The organism is Clostridium felsineum DSM 794 (assembly GCF_002006355.2).
Classification (GTDB): Bacteria; Bacillota; Clostridia; order Clostridiales; family Clostridiaceae; genus Clostridium_S; species Clostridium_S felsineum.
In genome coordinates, this window is sequence record NZ_CP096980.1 from 4,446,952 (window position 1) to 4,471,078 (window position 24,127).

The 24,127-nt window shown below is 31.4% G+C and carries 21 protein-coding genes; 1 reads left to right on the forward strand and 20 read right to left on the reverse strand.

Going from position 1 to position 24,127, the window contains the following annotated elements; all coding sequences use genetic code 11:
* Nucleotides 1-167 precede the first annotated feature (167 nt).
* The 18 genes from CLFE_RS20630 to CLFE_RS20715 all read right to left on the reverse strand — a co-directional run bounded on the left by CLFE_RS20630 (nt 168) and on the right by CLFE_RS20715 (nt 21,529).
* On the reverse strand, nt 168-2,951 hold the full coding sequence (locus CLFE_RS20630; RefSeq protein ID WP_077893684.1) for a sigma-54-dependent transcriptional regulator: 2,784 nt from the start codon (nt 2,949-2,951) through the stop codon (nt 168-170).
* 524 nt (nt 2,952-3,475) lie between these two features.
* Nucleotides 3,476-6,373, reverse strand: coding sequence for a glycoside hydrolase family 32 protein (locus CLFE_RS20635; RefSeq protein ID WP_077893591.1), 2,898 nt, complete (start codon nt 6,371-6,373; stop codon nt 3,476-3,478).
* Nucleotides 6,374-7,064: 691 nt separating this feature from the next.
* On the reverse strand, nt 7,065-7,727 hold the full coding sequence (gene rpe, locus CLFE_RS20640; protein WP_077893592.1) for a ribulose-phosphate 3-epimerase: 663 nt from the start codon (nt 7,725-7,727) through the stop codon (nt 7,065-7,067).
* 55 nt (nt 7,728-7,782) lie between these two features.
* The gene (locus CLFE_RS20645) at nt 7,783-8,067 is read right to left on the reverse strand and encodes a PTS sugar transporter subunit IIB (protein WP_077893593.1); all 285 of its coding nucleotides are present in this window, start codon (nt 8,065-8,067) and stop codon (nt 7,783-7,785) included.
* Between the two features lie 59 nt (nt 8,068-8,126).
* Nucleotides 8,127-9,554, reverse strand: coding sequence for a PTS ascorbate transporter subunit IIC (ulaA, locus tag CLFE_RS20650; RefSeq protein ID WP_077893594.1), 1,428 nt, complete (start codon nt 9,552-9,554; stop codon nt 8,127-8,129).
* Nucleotides 9,555-9,583: 29 nt separating this feature from the next.
* On the reverse strand, nt 9,584-10,018 hold the full coding sequence (locus CLFE_RS20655; RefSeq protein WP_242951629.1) for a PTS sugar transporter subunit IIA: 435 nt from the start codon (nt 10,016-10,018) through the stop codon (nt 9,584-9,586).
* A gap of 389 nt (nt 10,019-10,407) precedes the next feature.
* Nucleotides 10,408-11,385 carry a sugar-binding transcriptional regulator gene (locus CLFE_RS20660; protein ID WP_077833130.1) on the reverse strand — a complete coding sequence of 326 codons (978 nt, stop codon included), beginning with the start codon at nt 11,383-11,385 and terminating at the stop codon, nt 10,408-10,410.
* 289 nt (nt 11,386-11,674) lie between these two features.
* A complete protein-coding gene (gene fsa, locus CLFE_RS20665; RefSeq protein ID WP_077893595.1) occupies nt 11,675-12,328 on the reverse strand; it encodes a fructose-6-phosphate aldolase in 654 nt (217 codons plus the stop codon).
* Nucleotides 12,329-12,346: 18 nt separating this feature from the next.
* Entirely contained in the window at nt 12,347-13,273 is a 927-nt protein-coding gene (locus CLFE_RS20670; RefSeq protein WP_077893596.1) for a transketolase family protein, read from the reverse strand.
* Nucleotides 13,274-13,285: 12 nt separating this feature from the next.
* Entirely contained in the window at nt 13,286-14,095 is an 810-nt protein-coding gene (locus CLFE_RS20675; RefSeq protein ID WP_077893597.1) for a transketolase, read from the reverse strand.
* Nucleotides 14,096-14,104: 9 nt separating this feature from the next.
* Nucleotides 14,105-14,794: an L-ribulose-5-phosphate 4-epimerase gene (gene araD, locus CLFE_RS20680; protein WP_077893598.1), complete on the reverse strand. Its 690-nt coding sequence runs from the start codon at nt 14,792-14,794 to the stop codon at nt 14,105-14,107.
* Complete coding sequence (locus tag CLFE_RS20685; protein WP_077893599.1) at nt 14,787-15,653, reverse strand: L-ribulose-5-phosphate 3-epimerase; 867 nt, start codon at nt 15,651-15,653, stop codon at nt 14,787-14,789. Before CLFE_RS20685 ends, araD begins: the two co-directional genes overlap by 8 nt.
* A gap of 21 nt (nt 15,654-15,674) precedes the next feature.
* Nucleotides 15,675-16,709, reverse strand: coding sequence for a hypothetical protein (locus CLFE_RS20690; RefSeq protein WP_077893600.1), 1,035 nt, complete (start codon nt 16,707-16,709; stop codon nt 15,675-15,677).
* A gap of 14 nt (nt 16,710-16,723) precedes the next feature.
* Nucleotides 16,724-17,788 carry an L-ascorbate 6-phosphate lactonase gene (gene ulaG, locus CLFE_RS20695; protein ID WP_077893601.1) on the reverse strand — a complete coding sequence of 355 codons (1,065 nt, stop codon included), beginning with the start codon at nt 17,786-17,788 and terminating at the stop codon, nt 16,724-16,726.
* Between the two features lie 253 nt (nt 17,789-18,041).
* Nucleotides 18,042-18,590, reverse strand: a complete 549-nt coding sequence (gene hxlB / locus CLFE_RS20700; RefSeq protein WP_077893602.1) for a 6-phospho-3-hexuloisomerase — start codon at nt 18,588-18,590, stop codon at nt 18,042-18,044.
* 5 nt (nt 18,591-18,595) lie between these two features.
* The gene (locus CLFE_RS20705; RefSeq protein WP_077893603.1) at nt 18,596-19,222 is read right to left on the reverse strand and encodes an orotidine 5'-phosphate decarboxylase / HUMPS family protein; all 627 of its coding nucleotides are present in this window, start codon (nt 19,220-19,222) and stop codon (nt 18,596-18,598) included.
* Between the two features lie 5 nt (nt 19,223-19,227).
* Nucleotides 19,228-20,178, reverse strand: coding sequence for a sugar kinase (locus CLFE_RS20710; protein WP_077893604.1), 951 nt, complete (start codon nt 20,176-20,178; stop codon nt 19,228-19,230).
* A 322-nt stretch (nt 20,179-20,500) separates the two neighbouring features.
* Nucleotides 20,501-21,529 (reverse strand): LacI family DNA-binding transcriptional regulator, encoded by a 1,029-nt coding sequence (locus CLFE_RS20715; protein ID WP_077833141.1) that lies wholly within the window; start codon nt 21,527-21,529, stop codon nt 20,501-20,503.
* Nucleotides 21,530-21,891: 362 nt separating this feature from the next.
* On the opposite strand from CLFE_RS20715, the gene CLFE_RS20720 reads away from it, so the two are divergent.
* The gene (locus CLFE_RS20720; protein ID WP_077893605.1) at nt 21,892-22,320 is read left to right on the forward strand and encodes a peptidoglycan-binding domain-containing protein; all 429 of its coding nucleotides are present in this window, start codon (nt 21,892-21,894) and stop codon (nt 22,318-22,320) included.
* A 168-nt stretch (nt 22,321-22,488) separates the two neighbouring features.
* Here CLFE_RS20720 and CLFE_RS20725 read toward each other — a convergent pair whose 3' ends face one another.
* Together CLFE_RS20725 and CLFE_RS20730 are read right to left on the reverse strand one after the other, a co-directional pair.
* Nucleotides 22,489-22,863: a hypothetical protein gene (locus CLFE_RS20725; RefSeq protein ID WP_077893606.1), complete on the reverse strand. Its 375-nt coding sequence runs from the start codon at nt 22,861-22,863 to the stop codon at nt 22,489-22,491.
* Between the two features lie 876 nt (nt 22,864-23,739).
* Entirely contained in the window at nt 23,740-24,117 is a 378-nt protein-coding gene (locus CLFE_RS20730; protein WP_077852605.1) for a hypothetical protein, read from the reverse strand.
* Nucleotides 24,118-24,127 lie beyond the last annotated feature (10 nt).

Here is a 24,127-nt window from a genome sequence, read left to right on the forward strand (position 1 = left end):
CTTTTAATACTAAATTTCAGCTTAAATAATACTAATATGGTTTGGAATTATACACTATATAAAATTCATAACACTTTCATTGCTGATTATGTATTTTTAAATAATTGCAATAAAAAGAGGCTTTTTATAAGCCCCTTACTTTTCATATTAAAATATACAGTTTAAATTCAAATCATTTCTGATAAATAAAATATCTCATCTTCTGTTAATGATATATTTAAATTTTTTTTAAATATTTTGCTTGCATCTTTAATAATATTAACCTTGTTATTATCTAACTTTTCCTCATCCCCTTTATATTTTATCCCATCATTAATAACCATCCTTTCAAGAGCACATCCCAAGTGCACCATCACTCGTATTTTCGTTGAATTATTAAATTCAGAATTGAATTTTTCCTCTAATTCACTTACAAATTGATACAACATACTTGTTATTTTTGCTGGATTTAAATAAGTTAAAAATTGATTTAAACTATCTTCACATAAGTCCTTAGTAACTATACTTTCATGTTTCACTTCCACAGGAAAATCATGATTTTTTATTATGCTCATAAGTATATTTTCTCCATTACCACCAATCAATTTTTCAATGGAAATGAAGGGTGCTTCAATTTTAGGATTTATAATACCAACAGAAGCAATTATATTGTACTTCTTCATAATATTTTTTATATTATCATCTATATCTCTAACACTTACAGGAAAAACTTGAATTTTTTCTTCTGTAATATTTGAAACAATATTTTCTACCAATTCCTTTAATTTAATTGCTGTTCCTTCACCAGTAGAACATATTGTAATAATTACATTTTCCTTACCATCCTTACTGGTACTTACTTCCTCTTCAAAAGTATTGTAACCTCTGAAATCTTTTAAGGATCTGTATATACTTTCTAAATCCATATCTAAAATAGTTGCTTTTCTTATTGCTTCTAATACTAATGAGGTTGTAACCATATCCAGTGTCTTAACTTTTATATCAGTTTTTTCGGTTATTATAGGCTCAAAATTTGCAAGAGATCCCATATCAACAAGTAGTAAAACTCCTTTGCCCATATCTATTTCTTTAGTTTTTTCTATAATTTCATTTAAAGTCTGAGTAGGATTAACTTCCAAAGGCATATCTATTGCCTCAATTATGCTATCACCTAAAAGTTGTTTTGCCACATTAACCATACTACTTGCTGTACTACTACCGTGTGCTGCTACAATTATAGCAACATGCTGATTTGTTTGTTCCTCAGTAATTGAACTAATTAACAAGGTAAGATAAATAACCTCAATCTTTGGAACAACTACATTATATTTCTTTTCAATCATTCCTTTTAAATCTACAGCAATGTTGAATTCTGTACGTTTATCATTTATTAGTCCTTCTATATTTGTATACTTAAGGTTTTGATGATTACTTAATCTGTTTAAAAATGAACTTAGATGTAGACTAAGGGCATACAGAAATCTATCTGTTAGTTTTTTATTAAGCTTTCTTTCAACCATTTCTATTACTTCTTCTGTAAATTTAAGAATATCCTCATCTACTATCTTTAATATTTTATTTCTCCCATCCTCATCATTTTTTACCTTATTGTAAAAGGATTTAATATGTACATTAATGTCCGTTGTTATAAATTTATTTATATATTCCTCATCTACACCTCCGTCTTTTAAAATTGCAGCTTTATCTTCTATTATTTTATACAAATTAAATGGTGGATCATAAGGATCCCTTTCAATTAATACATCATGTCCTTCTGGCGTTATTATTAACTGTGAATCCAAGTAACTAGATATTGCTTCCATTTCTTTACGTTTACCACTTAAATAAAACAATCCGCTCTTAATATCTGATGGCAGAGATTTAAAATCTATCTCTATGAAATCTTTATTATTGATACTTTTCAAAAAACCATTAGCACATATAAGTTGAATATTTGATTTCATCTGACCAATATTCCCATAGGATGTGCTTCCAATAATAGCTTTTACAGCCTCATCTTCAATTTTTATTAACTTATTTACTCTATGGGCCTCATTAGAAAATAGAAATTTAATAAAGTCCACCTTATCTTTTGCTGTTCTTTTCTCAAAATTGGGGATATTTATAATTATGGGTATTCTTCTTACAAATGTTTTTAATAGTGATGAACTTGGATCTTCAGTAGTAGCCCCAATTATTAAAACACAGGCTTCTCTGTTCCTCTCTGTTTCACCTAATCTATTAAATTTTCCCGTATCCATAAAGTAAAACAACATTTCTTGACCTTCTGGTGGCAATCTGTGTATTTCATCTAAAAATAATATACCCGTATCTGCTTTATCAACAATCCCAGCTTTTTCAGTATCAGCACCTGTATATGCTCCTTTAACATGTCCAAACAAATGGGAAATTAAGAGTTGAGGATTGTTATAATAATCAGCACAGTTGAATACTATAAATGGAGCATCCTTCTGTAGCTTCTTCACATACTTTGCATGATTATACATCATATTAGCAAACAAGGTTTTACCTACTCCTGTTTGACCTACAATTAATGAGTGTAAACCATTAGGTGGATAAAGTATAGCTGCCTTTGCCTGTTCAATTTGATTTTTAAGACTAGTTCGTGCTCCAATAAGTTTATCAAAAGGAGATTGCTCCTGGTTTACCTGATTTTTTTCCAATAACAACTCATTTAATTCTTTTATTTCTATAGGGCCTGTTTTTAACTTTTTATCTAAAATTCTTTCAACACAAACTCTATCAACATATAAGACCGGTCTAGATTTTATTTTTATTATCTTGTCCTGTCTAAGTAATTCATTTAATTCCATGCTTACATTGTTTCTTAAGGCACCTAAACTTTCAGCTATCTCACCTGCACTAAAACCTATTTTCTCATTTAAAGTTTCAAAATTAAAATTTTCTGTTCTCTGAATAATATATTCATATATTTTTTCAATTCTCTTCAAATTCTTCAAGTTACCACCTCCTAAAACTAATACATTTACCATATCTAATTTTCTATTATTAGCTAGACAATTTTTTGTAATATAAAATTGTCAAGTTCTACATGTGCGTATATAGGATTATATAGCAATTACCATACCACAACAGTATATTAAAAATGATATTTCATTGTAGTACTGTGAAATACAAGTTCAATGGATGGGAAAAGTGTTAATTTAAAAATAAATTATACACTTTTATTTTTATTTATACACTTCTATCCTAAAGTTTGATATAAATAATACAAATCATGTGAAAAATTATACACTGTGTATCATGTATAAATTTATTTCTGAAGGTACTAAGAATATTAAAGAATTGATGAATACGTATTCATAAGCCATGGATTTATTCTAACATTTGTCATATCCATTGTCAATATTTTCACTAAATGATAACATAACATTACTTAAGAAGTAGCTTTTGAACTCATATTATATTCTTCAAAAGCTACTTCTTAAGTGATTAAATTTATTTAATATTGAAGTTAATTAATCTTTATGTTTCTAACATTTATATGTCCCCAGTTATCCCAATTGTAATCTACAACTTTCATATACAAAACCTTTCCTAAATATTTTGAAGCATCCCATTGAACTTTTTGAAATATTTCATTATTATTACCTGTTGCCTCAAATAATTCTCTATCAGTAGCACCATCACATAAAGCCACATACTCTCTATCAGATGCATTTCCTCCAGCAACTGATAAACTAATTTGTCCATTTCCACTAAGTTTAAAGTAGTTAGATTGTAGTACACCTGTATTAGTGTTACCGTTTTCACCACTGCTGATGAAATATTTATCATTTGGATCGCATGTTGATTCATCACTTGACACTGTAAATGTATTGACCCCACCTGAAGTTTGTGTCCAACCATTAAGCTTCCCTGACTCAAAATTACCGTTTAGAATATTTCTTGGAACAGTATTAGGATTGTAAGCCAAAGGTTTTATATAAGGAGTAAATTTTGCTGATTTTAAAGGATACACCACTAAAGAATCCAAGTGAGTTCCTCCACCTGTGCTATATAACTCCATACCCTTGCTTGAATCAGCGGAGAATATTTGATCTGTAATTGAAACCAGTCCATTATTTCCAAAAACCTCCACAGATCCTTTATCTACAAAAATCTGAATTTCCACATTACCATTTGAATCTGGTTTCAGTGGTGCTTGTTGTTTTAGTGGCATATACTCTGGATAATTAAAACTATCAGACTTGGAACGATCTAAAAACAATGTTGAAGTCTCTGGATTATATCCAATAGTTGTTTCCTGCTTGTCTGATTCTCTTACTTTAAATCCAAATTCCTTTGCAGTAGTTGAATTAACATTAAATTTTGATGTAATTTCATAGCTATCTTCTGATATACCAGAAAGCAAGTTACTTCCTGATTGAACCTTAGTATTAGTTAAAATTTTTGCTGGAGCTTTACGAAGACTTTTAAGGTTTTCTACAGGTTGCTGAAGAATCTTATATCCATCAGATGTATCTACTAATTTCTCTTCTCTTGGAATAGAATCAGAACCTCTCCAAGTTGATGTAGGAGTATTACCTGCATATTCCCAATTACTCATCCAACCTAATAAGATTCGTCTTCCATCTGGAACATGATTTCCATACTTAAACCTAGAAACATCATCTTGAAGTATAGTATCATTCCAAGTAACTCCTGCATAAAAATCTGGTCCATAATCAACCCAATTTATTGGATACAAATCTGTTGAACTTTGTACATGATTTTTTGTATTATATACATGGAAATCATCTACATTGATGTGTCCCCAACCACCAGTAGATTTATCTACCACTTTTATACGAAGCTTCTGACCTATATATGCTGATGCATCCCATACTACCCTTCTATATGATTCTGAATTTGTACCTGATGCCTTAAATTGATTTAATTCTTTACCGTCAGCAGTTTCTAACGTAACATATAAGTTTTTCATGTCATCGCCGCCGCCAACTAAAAAATTAATTTCTCCACTTCCACCTAAATTAAATTGAGAAGATTCTAATATACCTGTTCCCGCATCTCCAGAACCTCCTATTGCAGGATCAGCAAATCCCCAACAATGATACTTTCCAGATTGATTAAACACTCCTCCCCACCATGTAGTATTATCTGTTACATTCTTATTTGTCCATTCATTCCCTGTAGCTGCCCATCCAGATAAATTACCTGTTTCAAATCCTGGATTGAGAATATCCTTGCCTGATGCTGCTTGCGTGTTGGAAGTTGTTTCTGTATTTTCTCCAAGATAATGGATTTCTTGCCTACTTCCCGGTACTCCATTTCTCACTAGAGATATCCATACCTTTCCATCACCAGAACTTAATTTTTTATTTAATTGAATATTGACAGAAGATTTACCAGCTGGTACTGTGGCTTCTCCTAGTTCATTTCCACCAGTTCGTGAATGATAAACTTTAATGGTATCTCCTGGAAGTAAATAATATCCACTAATAGAATCATTGTTTCCAACGTTATTATTTGCTATATATTTAGGATCAGCCACAAATTTATTGCCATCAAAATCTCCAACAACATACATCATTCCTGAACCCTTTGCTGGTGGGGAATCAATAGTTGCAGATGCTCCCATATTTATAGATAATACCCATTTTGATTTACCATTTTCCCCAGATACGGGCATCTGATATAAATCTGGGCACTCCCAAACACCTGCATGCGATGCTTCTCCTTCAGCTCCAAATTCTCCTGTATAAGTCCATTCTTTTAAATTTGAAGATGAATAAAATTGTATCTTATTACCTGCTGCAACAGTCATAACCCATTTATTGTGTACATTATCCCAAGATACCTTTGGATCTCTAAAATCAGGTGTGTTTGCTGGTTGGGGTATTACTGGATTATTGCCATACTCTGTCCATGTTTTTCCCTCATCTGTACTATAAGCCATGCTCTCACATTGAGTAGCACCATTATTAGTAAAGAATGCAACCAATCCTGTGTGATCTGGCGTATTATTAAATAACCCACTCCTATTATTCCAATCTACAACTACACTGCCTGAAAAAATATCTCCATTCTTATCTGGTGCAAGCGCTATAGGCTCCTGTTTCCAATTTACCAAATCCTTACTAACTGCATGCCCCCAGTGCATAGGTCCCCATACTGTGGATTGGGGATTATATTGATAGAATAAATGATATTGTCCATGATAATACACCATACCATTTGGATCATTCATCCATCCGTTATCTGGAGTATAATGATATTGAGGACGTAACTCCTCTGTTCTATATGTTGTCGTACTTGATGATGTAGCATTTGCTTTTGTTATAGTCACATTCCCTAGAACAAAAAAAATACTAATACTAAGTGTTAATGCAATAAGTCTTTTAGATTTCATTGATTTTCCTCCTTATTTTTTACATTATAGTTTTACTTATACCTCCAAAATAATCATAGATTTACATGGAGTAAAAATAGTTAGTTAAACGTTTACTTGTTTGGTAAACATTCTTTCAGATAATTTGAATATTCGCTCTAAAATCCCCCTATGAGTTGCAATAATAATATCTACCATGTTCATCCATTGAATTATTTACTTTTATAAATAGCAATTATCGTGCCAATTTAGTGTATTTTTTATGTAAAATATGGCTTAAATCATAGAAAATATAATAATTCAAAAAAAGTGAATTATACAGTTTTATTCCTTTTTATACAGTTTTATTCCTTTTTATACACTTTTATCATTCTATTGCTAAATCTCAGTGTAAATAATACAGTATACCTTCAAAATCATACAGTATTTTTAATAGTCAGCTTATAATAATATTAAATTTTCAAAAAAATAAATCTCTCACTAAAAAAAGTGAAAGATTTATGCTAAATTAACATATGACCAAATAAGTTAATTCACATCAAAATTGTACTCTATTTTATAGCAATAACTTCTATTCATCAAGAAAAATAGAGCAGAACTTCTATAAAAATATAGATTTCATGTATCTTTTAGAGAGTTTTCTAGTAACTAATAATTCTAATATTTGAAGATTTTAAAGTCTTAAAATCCTCTTTATTTTAAAAATATTTATCTAAACATTCTCTATACTCTTTTTTATAAGCTTATCAACATTGTTTTCTATATCCCCATCTTTAAAAGCAGATGAACCAACAGCAAAAACATTTGCTCCCAACTTTGATATTTCTTCAATATTATTTATATCTATCCCACCATCTACTTCTATCAATAAATTTTCATTGCTTTTGTTAGCTAGTTTCTTTAACTCTTCAATCTTATTCTTACAATATGGAATAAACTTTTGACCACCAAAGCCTGGATTTACAGTCATAATTAAAACCATATCAACCTCTGATATTAAATTTTCTATCAAATTAACGGGAGTTCCTGGATTAAGGGCAATTGATGATTTTGCGCCAAGACTTCTGATTAAATTTATTGTTCTATCAATATGTACGTCTGCCTCATAATGCACTGTAACTATATCTGCTCCAGCTTCTATAAACTCTTTTACATATTTAGACGGATTTTCAATCATTAAATGAACATCTATTGTTAATGAAGTAAGACTTCTAATAGTCTTTACTATTGGAAAGCCAAAAGATATATTAGGTACAAAATGGCCATCCATAACATCTATATGAATATATTCAGCCTTTGATTTTTCAATTTGTTTTATTTGTTTTTTAAGCTTAGAAAAATCTGCGCTTAAAACTGAAGGGGCTATTTTAATCATAACTACTCTCCTTTATAAAAAAAGAAAATTGCTAAGCAATTTTCTTTTTACGTTTTTATTTTACATCTAAAGCTTCTTTTATTTTTTCTTCTATCTCAGCCTCTGATAATAGATTTTTTAACCCTATTACCTTTGTTTTTTGTGAAGAATTCTTAAAGTTTGGTGCTAATGCGTGTGATACAAATATCATGTCATAATTTCCTGCAACTGATTTTGCCTCTCCAACACTTAAATGATCTACTGACGCTTGCACATTTAATTTTTTAAAAACCTTAGTTATTTTCATCTTTATAAGTTGGCTTGAGCCCATTCCATTTCCACATGCTGCTAATACTTTCATTTTTCATTTCCCCTTTACATATAATTTTTATTTAAAACGATTACACACGAGCTATTATTTTATTCTTCTTCCATATGCGCAAAGTAATTTTCTTTATGTCTTCTATATTGAAGATGTGGTATTACTAGCATAAACACTAAACATAATACTATTCCTGGTATTGCTAAGTATTTCATCGCCATTCCCATTACTGGCCACAATGTATCAAAATCTATATTTCCATGCCAACCACCGAATTTGTATAAGCCAAACATTGATGCTGCGATAGCTCCGCCTAATACTTGAATAACACCTTGTGCGAAGGTTAAAATAGCTGCTGCTTTTACTCCACCTCTTTTATTTGCGAACACTGCTATTGTTGCATTATCAAAGAATAGTGGAACGAAGCCTGGTATTATCATTATTGGTGACTTAAATATTAATAATCCTGCTACTGCTATAAATTGTCCTATAGCTCCACATAAGAAACCAAAAGTTACTGCATTAGGTGATGTAAATCCATATGTAGCTGCACAATCAACTCCTGGCATAGCACCTGGAAGTAATTTATCAGAAATACCTCTAAAGGATTCTGTTAATTCAGCAACGAACATTCTAACACCTGTCATTAATACAACCATATATACTGAAAAAGATAATGCCTTAGAGAAAATATATGTTGGGAATGCTAACGTTAATGGGAAATTTACTTTATCTATCTTTCTTAAATATGGCTCACCAAGTACTACCATTATTATTCCAAAGAACACTAACATTAGTATACTTGTTGCAACCACGTTATCATTGAATATTGCAAGCCAACCTGGAAGCTTTTTATTTTCAACTGAATCTTCTGGTTTTCCTAACTTACCAGCTAATTTATCTGCTACCCATACTCCAATCATTTGTTGATGCCCTATTGCAAAACCAGCGTTTTCAGTTAAGTTTTGAGTAGCTTCAACAGTTAAGTTAGAGAACACTGCCCAATAAGTTCCTGAAAGTAAACCAATTATTATTGCACCAGTTGTATTTCTAAATTGAGGGAAAGCCATAAATACAATCCATGTTATTGTTGTTGCTTGTTGTACCATAATGTGACCAGTTACAAAAAGAGTTCTGATTTTTGTCTGTTTTCTGAATAATACTAAAACAATATTCCAAACAAATCCTATCAATAAAGAAATCATTGTAAATGAAACTGCAATATTAAGAGTTTTTAACCCTTCATTAACTGCATTAAGTCCAAAATAAGGATCAATAACCGCAGCGTTTAAGTGAAATCTATCATTAAGACCTGCAAGCAATGGTCTAAAAGTACTTACAAGACCTCCTGCTCCAACATTTAAAAGCATGTATCCTACGATCGCTTTTAAAAAACCACTAAGCGTTTCATGAAAAGGTTTTCTTAAAAGTAAGTAACCAATTAATACGATTAAACCAACGAAAAATTCTGGATGCGTTAATATGTTATTTGAAAAGATTGTAAAACCTTGCATAAAAACATTCATAATTTATCCCCCACGTTTAATTTATTTTTTTAAAATTCCACTTCGTATTCGTTTATTTCCTTTGCTAATTCCCCTGGATTTGTACAATTACGAATCCTATCCATTTTTCCATCTTCTGAAAGATAACAGCTTAATTTTTGAAGTAAATTCAAATGATCATCATCACTTGTAGATGCTAGGGTTAAAACAATATCTACTGGATCATTTTCACTATTAAAATTCAATGGTTCAGTTAGCGTTATTAAACTCAAGCCAGTTTTTAAAACGGTTTCATCAGGCCTATAGTGTGAAAGTGCAAGTCCTGGTGCTATTACAATATATGGTCCATTTTCCTCAACATTTTTAATTGTTAGATCAATGTAACCTTCTTTAATAAATCCTGAATTAACTAGTAATTTACCAGACTTTTTCATAGAATCAATCCAGTCTTTTGCTTCTACCTTAAGCTTAATATTTTCCTCCAAAATAACATTACTATTAATCTTAAACACCACCTTAATTTTATTATTTTATGATTCCCATTTCTTTATCTTCTATATGTATAGCATAACAATTTATTAATCATAAGTCAACATTTGCTTACGCTTTGCACATTTGTGCACGTGGGGTATTTGACTTACCATTTTTATCAATTCTGATTCCTTCTATTACATTAATTCTATTGTCCTCACACAGTTTAACTCCGTAACAATAAAAATTCCCTCTTTGTATATTAAAATGCGGTTTACAACTACAAATAAAATACAAAGGGAGAATCTTCCCTAAACGGTACAACTAGTTTATCACACAGTAAATAGTTTTGTAAATATTCTTTAGTATTTACAAAACTATAGTAGCTTGTTATTTTTAAAGCCTACTTTTGATTATCAATCTGTAGTACCTTTAAAGCAGCAGTATCATCAATAATTAAAGTATCAATATAGCCACCTCTAATAGCCCCTAAAATGGCGGCACCCTTTTCAGCTGATCCAGCTATACATATTACGTTAGGCACCTTCTGAAAGTCTTTTAAATCTATACCTATAATATTATCATCTAACTGTGCATCTACTTCTTTTCCTTCTATATCGTAGAAATGCCCTCCTATATGACCTACAGCGCCATTAGATTGAAGCGTATATTGTGTATAGCTACTTATATAGTTATTCCAAGCTTGATTTGAAATTGTTGAATCAACTGAACCTACACTTGTTAAAACTACCGTGGATTTTTTTGCTAAAGATAGCGTATCTGATATGTAAGGATCTTGTATTAAGCTATCTCTCATACTTTTATCCTTTACAAAAAGTGGGGCATATATATAGTGATATTTGCCTCCGTAAACGCTTGCAAAACGCTTAGCAAGATCTATACCATCTATTTCTGGCTTATCCTTTAATGCAGCACCCATTATCTGAACTACTGTAATAGGTATATTTTTATTAGTTTTCAGGCTATTAACCGTATGATAAATAGTATTTCCCCAGGACATTCCCAAGATAATATTTTTATTCATAACACCATCAATATAATATGCGGCAATTTCCCCAAGCTTTTTTAATGTTTCTATATAAGGAATCCCTCTTGTGTTTAACACTCTTATATCTTTCAATTTAAATCTAGTTAGAAATTCATTTTCTATTTCTAGCATCCTTTCCCAAGGCTCTTTTATAATTATCTCTACAATCTTCTTCTCTCTAGCTTCTTTTAATAGTCTTGAAATTTTAGATCGAGAGGTAAACAAACGTTCAGCAATTTCTGATTGAGTCATCTCTCTCTCATAATATAGTGTTGCTACACTGGCCAAAAGATTAATTTTCTCGTTTTCATTTAAACTATCATACTCATTCATAAATACTACCTCCATTTAATAATTTTACATAACCACAACCCATTTCCGATGCTTGAACATTTGTTTATGATATAATTATAATATCATCAAATTTGCTATTCAATACAATTATATTAACTGAACATTCGTGCAAAATTTTAATATTAGTCATTATCCCCTTGCACTATTAAAATATTCTGTTTTATAGATAGAAAAAAAGTGCCTAAAATTATAAAGACACTTTCTACTACATTTTAAAAAGACTTATTTAATGAGTAGATAATATTTAAACTCAAACTAGCCTTTTGTATTATTTTTTATCTCCAAAAGCCTTATCATAATCTTTCAAAAACTTCTCAATTCCTTGATCTGTTAAGGTATGCTTTGTCATTTGTATAATTACTCCGTATGGAATTGTTGCAATATGTGAACCTGCCATTGCTACATCTAAAACATGCATTGGATTTCTCACACTTGCAGATATTACTTCTGTTTTTATATTATGTATTTCAAATATATCTACAATTTGTCTTACTACTTCTATTCCTGGATTTCCTATATCATCTAGTCTTCCAAGAAAAGGACTTACAAAAGACGCACCAGCTCTTGCTGCTAGTAAAGCTTGAAGTGGTGAAAATATTAATGTTACGTTTGTCTTTATTCCTTCTTTGGATAAAACACTTACTGCTTCTAAACCATCTGCGCACATTGGAACCTTTATTACTATATTTTCATGCAGCTTAGCCAACTCTCTAGCTTCAGCAATCATTTTACAAGCTTCTAAGCTAATAACCTCAGCACTTATAGGTCCATTTACTATAGAACAGATTTCCTCTATAACTTCCTTCAAGTCTCTGCCTTCCTTAGCAATTAATGAAGGGTTTGTAGTTACACCTGATAACACACCTAGTTTGCTTGCCGCTTTTATTTCTTCTACATTAGCTGTATCTATAAATATTTTCATAAATAACTCTCTCCAATCTTAATCTAATAATTCATGAACCGTCTTAACAATATTATTCTCTGTCAATCCGTATTTCTCCATAAGCTCATTTGGAGTTCCTGATTGTCCAAACACGTCAGCTATTCCTATTTTTTTAACTTTAGTAGGACATTTTTCACAGACAACACTGGAAACCATAGCTCCAAGTCCACCTATAACAGAATGTTCTTCCACTGTAACAATTCCTTTTGTTTCCTTAGCTGCCCTTAAAATTATTTCTTCATCAATTGGTTTAATAGTTGAAATATTTATAACCCTTGCTTTGATATTTTCTTTTTCTAGGATTTCTGCTGCCTTTATTGCCCTTTGAACCATCATTCCTGTTGCTATTATTGCTACATCCTTACCTTCTTTTATTTGAACACCTTTTCCAATTTCAAACTTATAACTTTCATCAAAAATATCCTCTGTATTGCATCTTCCAAACCTTAAATAAACCGGTCCATTTACTTTAGCTGCTGCAAGTACCGCTTCTGTAGCTTCTCTATCATCTGCAGGTACAATTACAGTCATATTGGGAAGAGATGTCATGAGAGCTATATCTTCAATGGATTGATGAGAACCCCCATCTTCACCTACTGTTATTCCCGCATGGGTAGCCGCAATCTTAACATTCAATTTAGGATAACATATTGAATTTCTTATTATTTCAAAGGCTCTGCCTGATGCAAATACAGCAAAAGTGCTGGCAAAAGGTATTTTATTTACAGTGGCTAAGCCTGCTGCAACGCCCATCAAATTTTGTTCTGCTATTCCCATGTTAAAAAATCTATCTTTATACTCATTTTTAAAATCATTCGTTTTTGTTGACTTTGACAAATCTGCATCTAAAACGATTACATCTTTGTTTTCTTTCCCTAGCTTAACTAAGGCTTTACCATATGATTCTCTTGTTGCCTTTCCCATGATCTTCCTCCCCTAAACTAATTCAGACAATGCTTTTTCTTTTTGTTCTAAATTTGGCGCCTGACCGTGCCAACCAGCTTGATTTTCCATAAAGGATACTCCCTTTCCCTTTACAGTTTTGCATATTACCAGGGTTGGTTTTCCTTCAACTATATTTTCTTCATCAAAAGCCTCATGTAATGCAGCATAATCATGTCCGTCACATTCAATAACATTAAAACCAAAGCTTTGCCATTTTTCCTTTAGTGGATATATGTTCATAACCTCTTCATTCTTACCATCTATTTGCAAACCGTTATTATCAATGATGGCAATAAGATTATCTAATTTATAATGAGCAGCACACATACTAGCTTCCCAAACCAATCCTTCTTGCAATTCACCATCACCTAATAGAACATAAACCTTTCCTTTTCTACTATCCATTTTTAGTCCTAAAGCAACTCCTACTGCATTTGAGATTCCTTGTCCTAAAGATCCTGTAGAAACATCTACTCCAGGGATTTTCTTTGAATCAGGATGACCTTGAAGCATTGCTCCTAGCTTTCTTAATTTTAATAATTCTTCTTTATTAAAAAAGCCCTTTTCAGCCAAGGTTGAATATAGGGCTGGAGCTGCATGTCCCTTACTTAAAACAAAACGATCTCTATTAAAATCATCATAATTATCTTTAGTTATGTTCATCTTCTCAAAATATAAATAATTCATTATATCTATGCAAGATAAGGAGCCACCTGGATGTCCAGATTTTGATTCATATAGCATTTCAATTATATGTTTTCTCAAGGTTTTTGAATTCTGTATTAAAAATTGTTTATTCATGACTTCCTCCTAACCTTGTCCGTAATAGGCATTTTCACCATGTTTTCTTAAAAAATGCTTTGTGACTAACGCTTCATCTGCACCATTATCTTTAGGAGAAAGCATCTTTGCCCTAAATGCCATCTTTACAACCTCTTCCATTACTACTGCATTATGAACCGCTTCATTTGAATCTTTTCCCCAGTTAAAAGGACCATGATCATTTACAATTACTCCAGGAGTGTACATTGGATTTCTATCCTTAAAAGTCTCAATTATAACCAAACCTGTTTGTTTTTCGTATTCACCCATTATTTCTTCTTCTGACAATTTTCTAGTACATGGAATTTCTCCATAAAAATAATCTGCATGAGTAGTTCCCATTACTGGTATTGATTTTCCTGATTGTGCCCAGCTTGTTGCCCAAGATGAATGGGTGTGCACAATTCCCCCAATGTCAGGGTATTTTTTATATAATTCAATATGTGTTGGCGTATCCGAAGAAGGTCTTAATTTTCCCTCAACTACATTTCCTTGTAAATCCACTACTACCATATCTTCTGCTGTCATTTCATCGTAATCAACACCACTTGGTTTAATTACAATGAGCTTAGACTCTCTATCAATTTCACTTACGTTTCCCCACGTATAAGTTACTAAGTTTCTTTTTGGCAATTCAAGATTTGCTTTTAAAACTTTTTCTTTTAATTTTTCAAGCACTCCTGTCTCCCCTTTCTTCTATTATTTTATTTATTTTTTCACTCATAAACCTATTAGCAAATTTTATTTCTTCTCTCCAATTTTCACTGCCAACGTACCAGAATTCTGCAACGTATTTTCTTACTCCAAGTGACCATGCTGTTTCTATAATTTTTTCAAAATCTACATGACCTGTGCCAAAAGGAATTTCTCTAAACTTTCCAGGTACAGTTTCCTTTAAATGAAATGCAGCAATGTGTCCTTTACCACTTTTAATATCCTCCAAAACACTATTATTGTATGCTATTGCTGCATTGGTTAAATTTCCCGAATCCGGATATACGCCTAAATAAGGAGAATCAACGCTTTTTACATATTTCATAGCTTTTCCTACTGTGTTCATAAACTCTGTTTCCATTGTTTCAAACGCTAATATAATCCCTCTTTTCGCTGCATATTCCACTGCCTTTATAAGGTTTTTATTAAATAATTCTCTTGTTTCCTCAGTTGAATTTTCATAGTATACGTCATATCCTGCAAGTTGAATTATCCTTATTCCTAAATCCATAGCAAAATCTATTGCTTTTTTCATTATTTCCATGCCACTATTTCTAACATTTTCATCTAAGCTTCCCAAAGGATATTTTCGGTGTCCACTTAAACACATGGTACTTATAGGAATCCCTACTTCATAACTTGTTTTAAGTATCTCAATTCTTTCTTCTTTTGAACTGTCAAGTCTAGCAAGCTTTTCATCTGTTTCATCTATGCTTATTTCAACGAAATCATATCCTGCTTCTTTTGCACAGATCAATTTTTCACGCCAGCTTAGATCCTTTGGCATTGCTTTTTCATAGAGCCCTAAATCATACTTTTCCATGAATTCATCCCCTATTTTTTTCTAATCTGTAACAAAATAAAGAGCCGCTTCTCCAATTTCTCTATTAGCAGAAATAATAATGTCTCTATCCTTTTTATTTAATACTGCCACATTGCTTGGTCCAACTCCTGCTTCAATTACCTCTGTCTTGAACTTCAAAGGATTTGTGCTCTCACATTGTATATAGAACAATTCTTTTGCAACTCTTCTGTATCCACCAATAATGGTAGGAACTCCACGTAATTTTCCTCCCCATACTACGTGTCCAAAATCCATTTCCTTTGGATATTTATAAACCTGTTCATATTTATCGCCAATTTTTTTATTGATAACAAAGTCTCCACCGTGGAAAGGTTCTATAGTAACAATTTCATCTACACCGTCATTATCAATATCAACTAATGCAACATCACTAACTGGTCTATCAATAATTTTTTCAATGCTCCATTCTCCATTTATGCTGTCGGGTGGTGTAACAACAAAAACACCTTCTTCACAAGTTACAAAACCAACATTTTTACTTTTCCAAACACCACGACAATAACCATGATTTTTAGTAAGATTTTCTTTTATTACTTTTAATTCAATTGGCTGAGTTAAATCCTCTGGCAATATTCCTACATAAATTTTGCCTGGATTTGACCAATCTTCTTTAAATTCTTTTGTTGTACATAAGGTAGCACCTAAAAAATAATTAACTCCATTTACAGTTAAAATATCAAATCTATGAACATATGGTAATTTAAATAAGGCTTTAGTAGTCCAACTTCCATCCTTTTCAGGTTTAGACCATACTATTGTTGCATTTTCAGATTGAAAGGTAGGAAAAAAGTTTTGAACCGCTAAAAAGTCTCCGTTTTTTCCTGGTATAGGAATCATGGACATAGTTCCGCCTGGTCCATCCCAAACTGTTGATTGTTTTAAATCTTCCGAATATTCGAAACAACTACCTTCTCCTTCCGTTGCTAAAAGGATCTTTTGTTTCCCATCCACTACAGTACTGCTTGTAGCATAGCATCTAGTTAAGTTTGTCAAGAATTTCTTTTCAAATTTCATATTTAAAACGCCTCCTATAGCAATGATTTAAATGGTAGATCTGGTTCTATCTCAAATGCATCATGGAAACCTCTATCGTGATGATATTCCATTCTGTCTTTATCTTGAGGGTATACAAATTTTCCTCCAACTTCCCAAATAAATGGTTTGAATTTATATTGTAATCTATTTTTTCTCATATTCCATAAAACTAAAATTTCATTAGTATCTGCCATAAAATTAGTCCAGATATCGTGATGGAAGGGTATTATAACCTTTGTATTCAAGCATTCTGCCATTCTTAATATATCAATGGAGGTGATTTTATCTGTCATTCCTCTAGGGTTTTCTCCAAAAGATCCTAAAGCAACATCTATTTTGTAGTCGTTTCCATGTTTCGCAAAGTAGTTTGAATAATGTGAATCTCCACTATGATAAATATTGCCGCCTGGAGTTTTAATAACATAATTAACTGCTAATTTATCCATATCCTGTGGCATTTTATCTTTTAATATAACCCCTTTAGGTGCAGTAACGAGTTCCGTTCTATCAAAAGATTCAAGAGCAACAATTTCTGTATCCTTTACTTTTATTACATCTCCTGGTTTAACTACTACGCATCTTTCCTCTGGTACTCCCCAGCTAATCCAAAGATCAACACAAGCCTTAGGTCCGATAAATTTCACATCAGATGAACAATTCTGCATTACCGCTGCAGCTACATTTGGGTCTATGTGATCGCTATGATCATGAGTTGCCAAAATAGCATCTACTTCTTTTATTTTAAAAGGATCAATTACGCAAACTGAGTTTCTTAAGTTTGGCTGCATAGCAACGCATCCAATCATTCTTTGATGTTGATGCTGTTTTTTCATTAAAGGATTAGCTTTTGTCTTCTTTCCGCTGTTAACCCATAAATCAATGCACAAATTTGCATTTCCCTCAGATTTTACCCAAATACCCGTACATCCTAGCCACCACATTGCAAAAGTTTCAGGCTTTACTTCTTCTTGTTCTATTTCTTCATTTAACCATGTACCCCATTCTGGAAATGTGTTTAGTATCCATGATTCTCTTGTTATTTCTTGAATTTTGCTCATTTTAAATTCATCCTTTCTTTAATTGTTTATCAGGTAAATTTATTTCTTCTTTTGAATCCTTAACTTATATTATTATAATAACATCATAGGATTACAAAATCGACATTATTTCATACATTGCACATATGTGCACAATGTTTTTTTGACCAACGGCTTTTTAGAAAAACAAAGAACCGCTATAACAGCATTTTTTATGCTATTCAGCGGCTCTTTGTGTGTGTTTTATGTTAAAAAATCATGCAAAAGAAATGTATTACTCTAAATTACTATGATTTTTTATAGCTATATCATTATCTATTTTATCCTTATAGCTCAATTTTAAACATAGGGCATCCATAACTATATGAACACTTTGATCAAATAAAGAGCTTAAAAGTTGAATTGACTTTACATTTTGTGCCTTATCACTTTTTACTGCTCCAGGCACAATTATATTTTTAGAAGAATCCTTTGCAAGAGTTGAACCCTCTCTGCTTGTTATTCCGATTATATGCGCTCCCTTTGCCTTAGACTTTTGTAGTAAATTTAAAACCATGGAAGTTTCACCAGACCCTGATATTAAAAACACTACATCCTCAGCTTGAACCGAAGGAGTTATAGTTTCACCCACCACATAAACCGTATATCCAATATGCATGAGCCTCATTGCAAAGCATTTTCCTATTAGTCCAGAACGTCCTTGTCCGTATACAAAAAATCTCTTGTCCTTTGTAATAAATTCCACAACTTCATCCATTTTGCTTTCATCCACATTATTAATTACCTGTTGAACCTCTTTTAATATATCATCAAGCACCTTCATGGATATCATCTCCCACTTTGTAATTTTTCACAAATTCTTTTAGCTGTATACGCTGCATTCTTTGACTTTGTTATCAATGACCCCACAACAACTATTTCAGGATTAATAACCTCTATATCAGCAATAATCTTTTTATTAATGCCCCCACCTACAGCAAGTCTATTTATATCCTTATAAAGTTGTTTTTTACTTTGAAACATGTCTATTAAACTTTTATTTTCACTATCTTTAGGAAGATGAACAAATAAAATAGCATCTTCATATGTTTTTATTGTCTCAATTTTAGAATCATCCGTTTCCATCAAATCAATCATAATATGTTTTTTATACTTTTTTGAAACCTCATAACATATTTTTATTGTTTCAATAGGGGAATTTCCCATAACAGTTGCAATATCTGCCCCTGCCTCATATGCGGCTTTAAATTCATATTCACCTTCATCACAGGTTTTTATATCTGCTAATATCACTTTATCTTTAAATTCACTTCTTATAAATTGTATAGATTTTTTTCCATAGTCCTTTATAAGTGATGTCCCTACCTCGATTATGTCAATATAATCATGTACTTCTTCTACAATACTTTTAGCCTCACTTAAAGTCATCCTATCCAAAGCTAACTGTATTTTCAATTAAATCACCTCTCGAGGAATTTTTCTAACTCTTCGTGTGTAGGATAGCCGTCATTGTCCCCCTCGGACATTACTGCTAAAGCACCTACCGCATTTCCCCTTCTAACCGCATCTTTTATGCTTAAGCCTTCAAGAATTGCGCTTATAACTCCAACTGCAAATCCATCTCCTGCTCCGACTGTGTCAACCACATGTTCAACCTTGAAGCCATCAACTGTATAAGCTTCTCCGTCCTTTGTTTTTACATATGCACCTTTGGAACCAAGTTTTACGATTACGATTTTCACACCCTTGCTAAGATAAAAATCTGCAATTTCTTCTGGATTATCACTACCCATAAGCACTAAACCTTCATTTATTCCTGGAAGTAAAATATCACTTTTGAAAGCTATATCATTTATTGTACTAATCATGTCTTCCTTGCTGCTCCAAATTTGTGGTCTCAAATTAGTATCAAAAGTAGTTGTGATATTGTTTTCCTTTGCAAGCTCCAGTAATTTATAAGATGCTTCTTTTGTGCTTTCTGATAAGCCTGGGAAAATTCCTGTAAGATGAATGTGTTTAACACCATCTAAGTTTACTTTATTTAAATCCTCTACTGTAAAGTTAGCAGCAGCAGAATTTTTTCTAAAATAAAATATACTAGGATCTCCTTCACTCACCTTTGATTTTAATTGAAATCCAGTAAATTTTTCTTTAGTTGTTGTTACATAATCTGTACCTACATTTTCTTCATTAAGTCTTCTATTTATAAATTCACCAAATGGATCTTCTCCAAGCTTTGTTATATACTGAACTGAATGTCCTAATCTTGATACACCAACTGAAACATTAACTTCAGCTCCTGCTAAGAATTTTTTAAAGCGGTCAATCTCACTTATTTCTTTATCTATTTCACTTTCACCTTCAGCTGCAAATAGTGCCAAAGGTTCTCCAATTGTTATAAATTCACTCATTTTATCATTCTCCTAAAATCTTATTTTAAACAATTTACTTTTGTAACAATCGAAGGATCTTATGGGGATATTCAAGACCATCTTCAATACTTTTAAATTTAACTTGCTCAGTACTATTGTCTGCCTTTATGATATTTTAATGCACATAAGGCTTATGTCTATTTCCTTTGGATTGTCTTTAGTTTATTTTGCTACTTTGAAACTTTGTAAACCGGTTTCTAAAACCTGAATACTAGCTTTTTTTATCTTTAAGTGCATTTTTATGTTTATATTTACTGTAGGAAAATTACAATAAGTTAATTTTCCCACAGATAAATCTTACCTAATTATTTAATGGTATTGTTGAGCCTCTTATTTCAAGCTTTGAATTAAGCACTCTACTAACTGCATCCTTTGGTAATTTTTCTTCAATTCTATCTATTAATATTTTTGCTGCTTCAAATCCCATTTCATAGGATGGTTGTGATATTGTTGTGATGCCTGGTGGTATTAGTGATGCCCACCCCCAGTTATCATAGCCGCAAACTCCTAAGTCCTTTGGAACATTTATATTTAATTTATTAATTGCACTTAAAGTATTTAAGAGTACAACACCATTGACCGCAAATATAGCTTTTTTACCACTATAATTGTTTAAGAATTTGTATATATTTACTTCTATATTTCCGCCTTCATTATGATCTATAACTGAGATATTGTAATTTTCTTTTTTAAGTCTTTTACTGCAAACATCAAGAAAAGCTCTTTCTCTCTCTATTCTAGGTTTTACATTGTTAAGTCTTTCCGTAAAAAAGCACAAGCTGTTGAATCCTGCATCAATAAGATAATTTATAGTTTCAACTGTGATTTCATAGTTGTTACTTTTAACAGAATCAATTTTGTCTTCACAAAAGGTTCTATCTAGCATTGAAATTGGTATTCCTCTTTCTTTCATGCTAACTATAAGCTCCTCGTTGTGGCCTGTACTATTGACTATAATGCCCTCAACCCTTTGATCTAAAAGCGATTTTATATATTCCGCTTCTTCCTTTGCATCGTTATCTGAATTTGCGATGACCATGTTGTAGCCTCTAGCCTTGCACTCGTCTCCGATTCCTTTGATTATTATTGATGAAAAAGGATTTGTAAGATCTGCTATTACAACACCTATTAGCCTGCTTTTATTGGATTTTAGACTTCTCGCTATATTATTAGGTCTATAATTAAGTTCTTTTATGGCTTCTTTTATTCTGTCTTTAGTTTTTTCTGACATATATTCAAACTTACCATTTAGGTATCTTGATATAGTTGCCTTAGAAACCCCTGCTAATTTAGCTACGTCGTCTATTATTACCTTCTTCTTGTTATCCATTTTTCACCATCCTTTAGTAACCGGTTTCCTAAATACATCATACTACTAAGAAAGCTCAATTGCAATAAGGAAAATGAAATTTTTTGTTGGTTGATAGTTCAAGTATAGTACACAATACTATCCAGACTTAAATCAAATATATAATAAATTTTAAGTATACTTTTTTATTCATTATAATACAGTAAGTAATGTTTTTCAAACTTACAGCTGTAAATGTAATTTAAGTATGTTACACTTATTCTAATTTCCTCACTATATGTAATATTTTACAATATAATATGCTTAAATACAGCATTTTACATTTAATCCTTTTAATTGTATATCGTACTTGTATCAAAAATAAATTTTAGGAGGATTTAAAAATGAAAAGTTTAAAAATGAAAGCTTTATCTTTAGGAATTGTGTCTACTGTTTTACTTTCTTCAACTGCTTTTGCTGCTACTAATACTAAAATACAGGTAAATAAATCTACCAAGAATATAACTACCCAATCATCTGCTAACCCTTCAAGAAACTATAAGACTTATTATAATTCACGTGCAGACCAAGTAATAGCTGGAGGCGGACTTATAAAATTAGGTGATACCGGAGATGCTGTTAAAGATGTTCAAGCATGTTTAGTCAATGGTGGCTTTTTATCTGGTGGTCAAAGTAGTATTGATGGAATATTTGGACAAAGTACCTATAATGCAGTTGTGTACTTCCAAAATTACTATCACTATCAATATGGTTTAAGTGTAGATGGTATTGTTGGACCAGCTACTTGGAACTTATTACGTGGTGATCTTTAATAAAAAATCACCTATAAAAAGTAGAACCCTAGAATAAAGTTTATACTATTCTAAGGTTCTACTTTTTATAAGCAACTTTCTGTGTTTTATTTGATTTATTGCTTAAAAATCAAATTTTTTATAAATTCCTTCTCTTTTTTCATTAAATTTATTATTGGTTAGTTTTATCTAATTAAAATAATACAATTCTGTATTCAAAAATTCACATGATAATGTTGATTGTTTTAATTCTTTTTTTAATGTTTTCGCTATTCTAATTACAGCATTTTTCCATTCAATAATATCATTAATAAACTCGCTATTAGCCACTCCTGTTATTACAAATGTATACTCTCCACCTTTTGGGCATCCTAATTCTTCATTGTAAACAGTTTTGCTTTTCTTAATTACCGCTGATACATATATTCCACTAAACTTGAATTCTCTTTTGGCAATATCCTGCCATAATTCACTTATAAAATCAAACATAAAATCCTGCTGATTATTGTTAAAATATCCTTTATTTATTCCTGTAACCATCTCAAATCTCAAAGTATTTTCCATTATTATTCCCCCATTATCTCTCACTAAAAAAACTACACACACAAAAGAATTATTTCCACTAATTTCAACTGCTATTGCTATAAATTGCAGCTTTTTAATAATCTTCGTTTAATTTATTTTTATATAGCTTGTATTTATCAATAGAATAAGAGTATTAAAAACTTAACTTTCAATAACTGTTTATATTAATTCAAAATATTTCATATTATTCTTCTCGTTTGAAACTAAATTAACTTTATGTATATTATGCCATTATTATCTTTTATCACTTCATTAACAAAACCTATATTTTTAATAATATATTAGTATTTTTAACATTAGATTTCTATGTGGTTCAAGAGGAATTATATTAGTATGATGTTTTTTATGGGATAAGAATTTATTGGTGAAATTAATACATAAAAGGATTAATTGTTTTGGTTTATGTTATGGTGAGTTCTTTAAAACCTCTGATATTGCTTTTTATTTTGCTATTTGCTGATTTTTTACCTTTTAGAGATTGATTATTTAGGATTAGTAATTTCTTTCAGTTCATGATTCTAATGGGCTCCCCCCAAACCCCGTGTATGAGATTTTGCATTTTTCCTACTTTATATTATTTTTTGAGAAAGTGATTTTTCTGAGTTATAGAAGGATAATGGGCTCCGCCCAAACCCCGTGTATTAGATTTTGCCTTTTTCCTACTTTATATTATTTCTTGAGAAAATGATTTTTCTGAGTTATAGAAGGATAATGGGCTCCGCCCAAACCCCGTGTATTAGATTTTGCCTTTTTCCTACTTTATATTATTTCTTGAGAAAATGATTTTTCTGAGTTATAGAAGGATAATGGGCTCCGCCCAAACCCCGTGTATGATTACTTTCCATATACCAACTATTAAAGATAATGCATTTCTGCATCTAAAAATTCACATATCACTACAGATTGTTTTAGTTCTTCTTTTAACTTTTGAGCTAATCTTATCACCATGGCCTTCCATTCATCAATATCAATTACAACTTCCTTATTAGCTGCTCCTGTTATTACAAATGTGTTTTCTCCACCTTTTGGGCAACCTTTTTCTTCGCTGTACACGGCTTTGCTCTTCATAATTACGGCAGATACATATATTCCTGTGTGATCAAATTCTTTTTTTGCAATGTCCTGCCATAGTTCGCTTATAAAATCAAACATAAAATCTTGCTGATTATTATTTTCATATTCCTTATTCATTCCTGAAACTGAAACTATTTCAAATCTTAAAGTATTTTGCATTATTATTTCT

What these genes read in the sequence shown, in the direction of transcription:
- CLFE_RS20635 (WP_077893591.1), bottom strand. Translation starts at nt 6,373, where the DNA reads ATGAAATCTAAAAGACTTATTGCATTAACACTTAGTATTAGTATTTTT.
- rpe (WP_077893592.1), bottom strand. Translation starts at nt 7,727, where the DNA reads ATGATTAAAATAGCCCCTTCAGTTTTAAGCGCAGATTTTTCTAAGCTT.
- CLFE_RS20645 (WP_077893593.1), bottom strand. Translation starts at nt 8,067, where the DNA reads ATGAAAGTATTAGCAGCATGTGGAAATGGAATGGGCTCAAGCCAACTT.
- ulaA (WP_077893594.1), bottom strand. Translation starts at nt 9,554, where the DNA reads ATGAATGTTTTTATGCAAGGTTTTACAATCTTTTCAAATAACATATTA.
- CLFE_RS20660 (WP_077833130.1), bottom strand. Translation starts at nt 11,385, where the DNA reads ATGAATGAGTATGATAGTTTAAATGAAAACGAGAAAATTAATCTTTTG.
- fsa (WP_077893595.1), bottom strand. Translation starts at nt 12,328, where the DNA reads ATGAAAATATTTATAGATACAGCTAATGTAGAAGAAATAAAAGCGGCA.
- CLFE_RS20670 (WP_077893596.1), bottom strand. Translation starts at nt 13,273, where the DNA reads ATGGGAAAGGCAACAAGAGAATCATATGGTAAAGCCTTAGTTAAGCTA.
- CLFE_RS20675 (WP_077893597.1), bottom strand. Translation starts at nt 14,095, where the DNA reads ATGAATAAACAATTTTTAATACAGAATTCAAAAACCTTGAGAAAACAT.
- CLFE_RS20685 (WP_077893599.1), bottom strand. Translation starts at nt 15,653, where the DNA reads ATGGAAAAGTATGATTTAGGGCTCTATGAAAAAGCAATGCCAAAGGAT.
- CLFE_RS20690 (WP_077893600.1), bottom strand. Translation starts at nt 16,709, where the DNA reads ATGAAATTTGAAAAGAAATTCTTGACAAACTTAACTAGATGCTATGCT.
- ulaG (WP_077893601.1), bottom strand. Translation starts at nt 17,788, where the DNA reads ATGAGCAAAATTCAAGAAATAACAAGAGAATCATGGATACTAAACACA.
- hxlB (WP_077893602.1), bottom strand. Translation starts at nt 18,590, where the DNA reads ATGAAGGTGCTTGATGATATATTAAAAGAGGTTCAACAGGTAATTAAT.
- CLFE_RS20710 (WP_077893604.1), bottom strand. Translation starts at nt 20,178, where the DNA reads ATGAGTGAATTTATAACAATTGGAGAACCTTTGGCACTATTTGCAGCT.
- CLFE_RS20715 (WP_077833141.1), bottom strand. Translation starts at nt 21,529, where the DNA reads ATGGATAACAAGAAGAAGGTAATAATAGACGACGTAGCTAAATTAGCA.
- CLFE_RS20720 (WP_077893605.1), top strand. Translation starts at nt 21,892, where the DNA reads ATGAAAAGTTTAAAAATGAAAGCTTTATCTTTAGGAATTGTGTCTACT.
- CLFE_RS20725 (WP_077893606.1), bottom strand. Translation starts at nt 22,863, where the DNA reads ATGGAAAATACTTTGAGATTTGAGATGGTTACAGGAATAAATAAAGGA.
- CLFE_RS20730 (WP_077852605.1), bottom strand. Translation starts at nt 24,117, where the DNA reads ATGCAAAATACTTTAAGATTTGAAATAGTTTCAGTTTCAGGAATGAAT.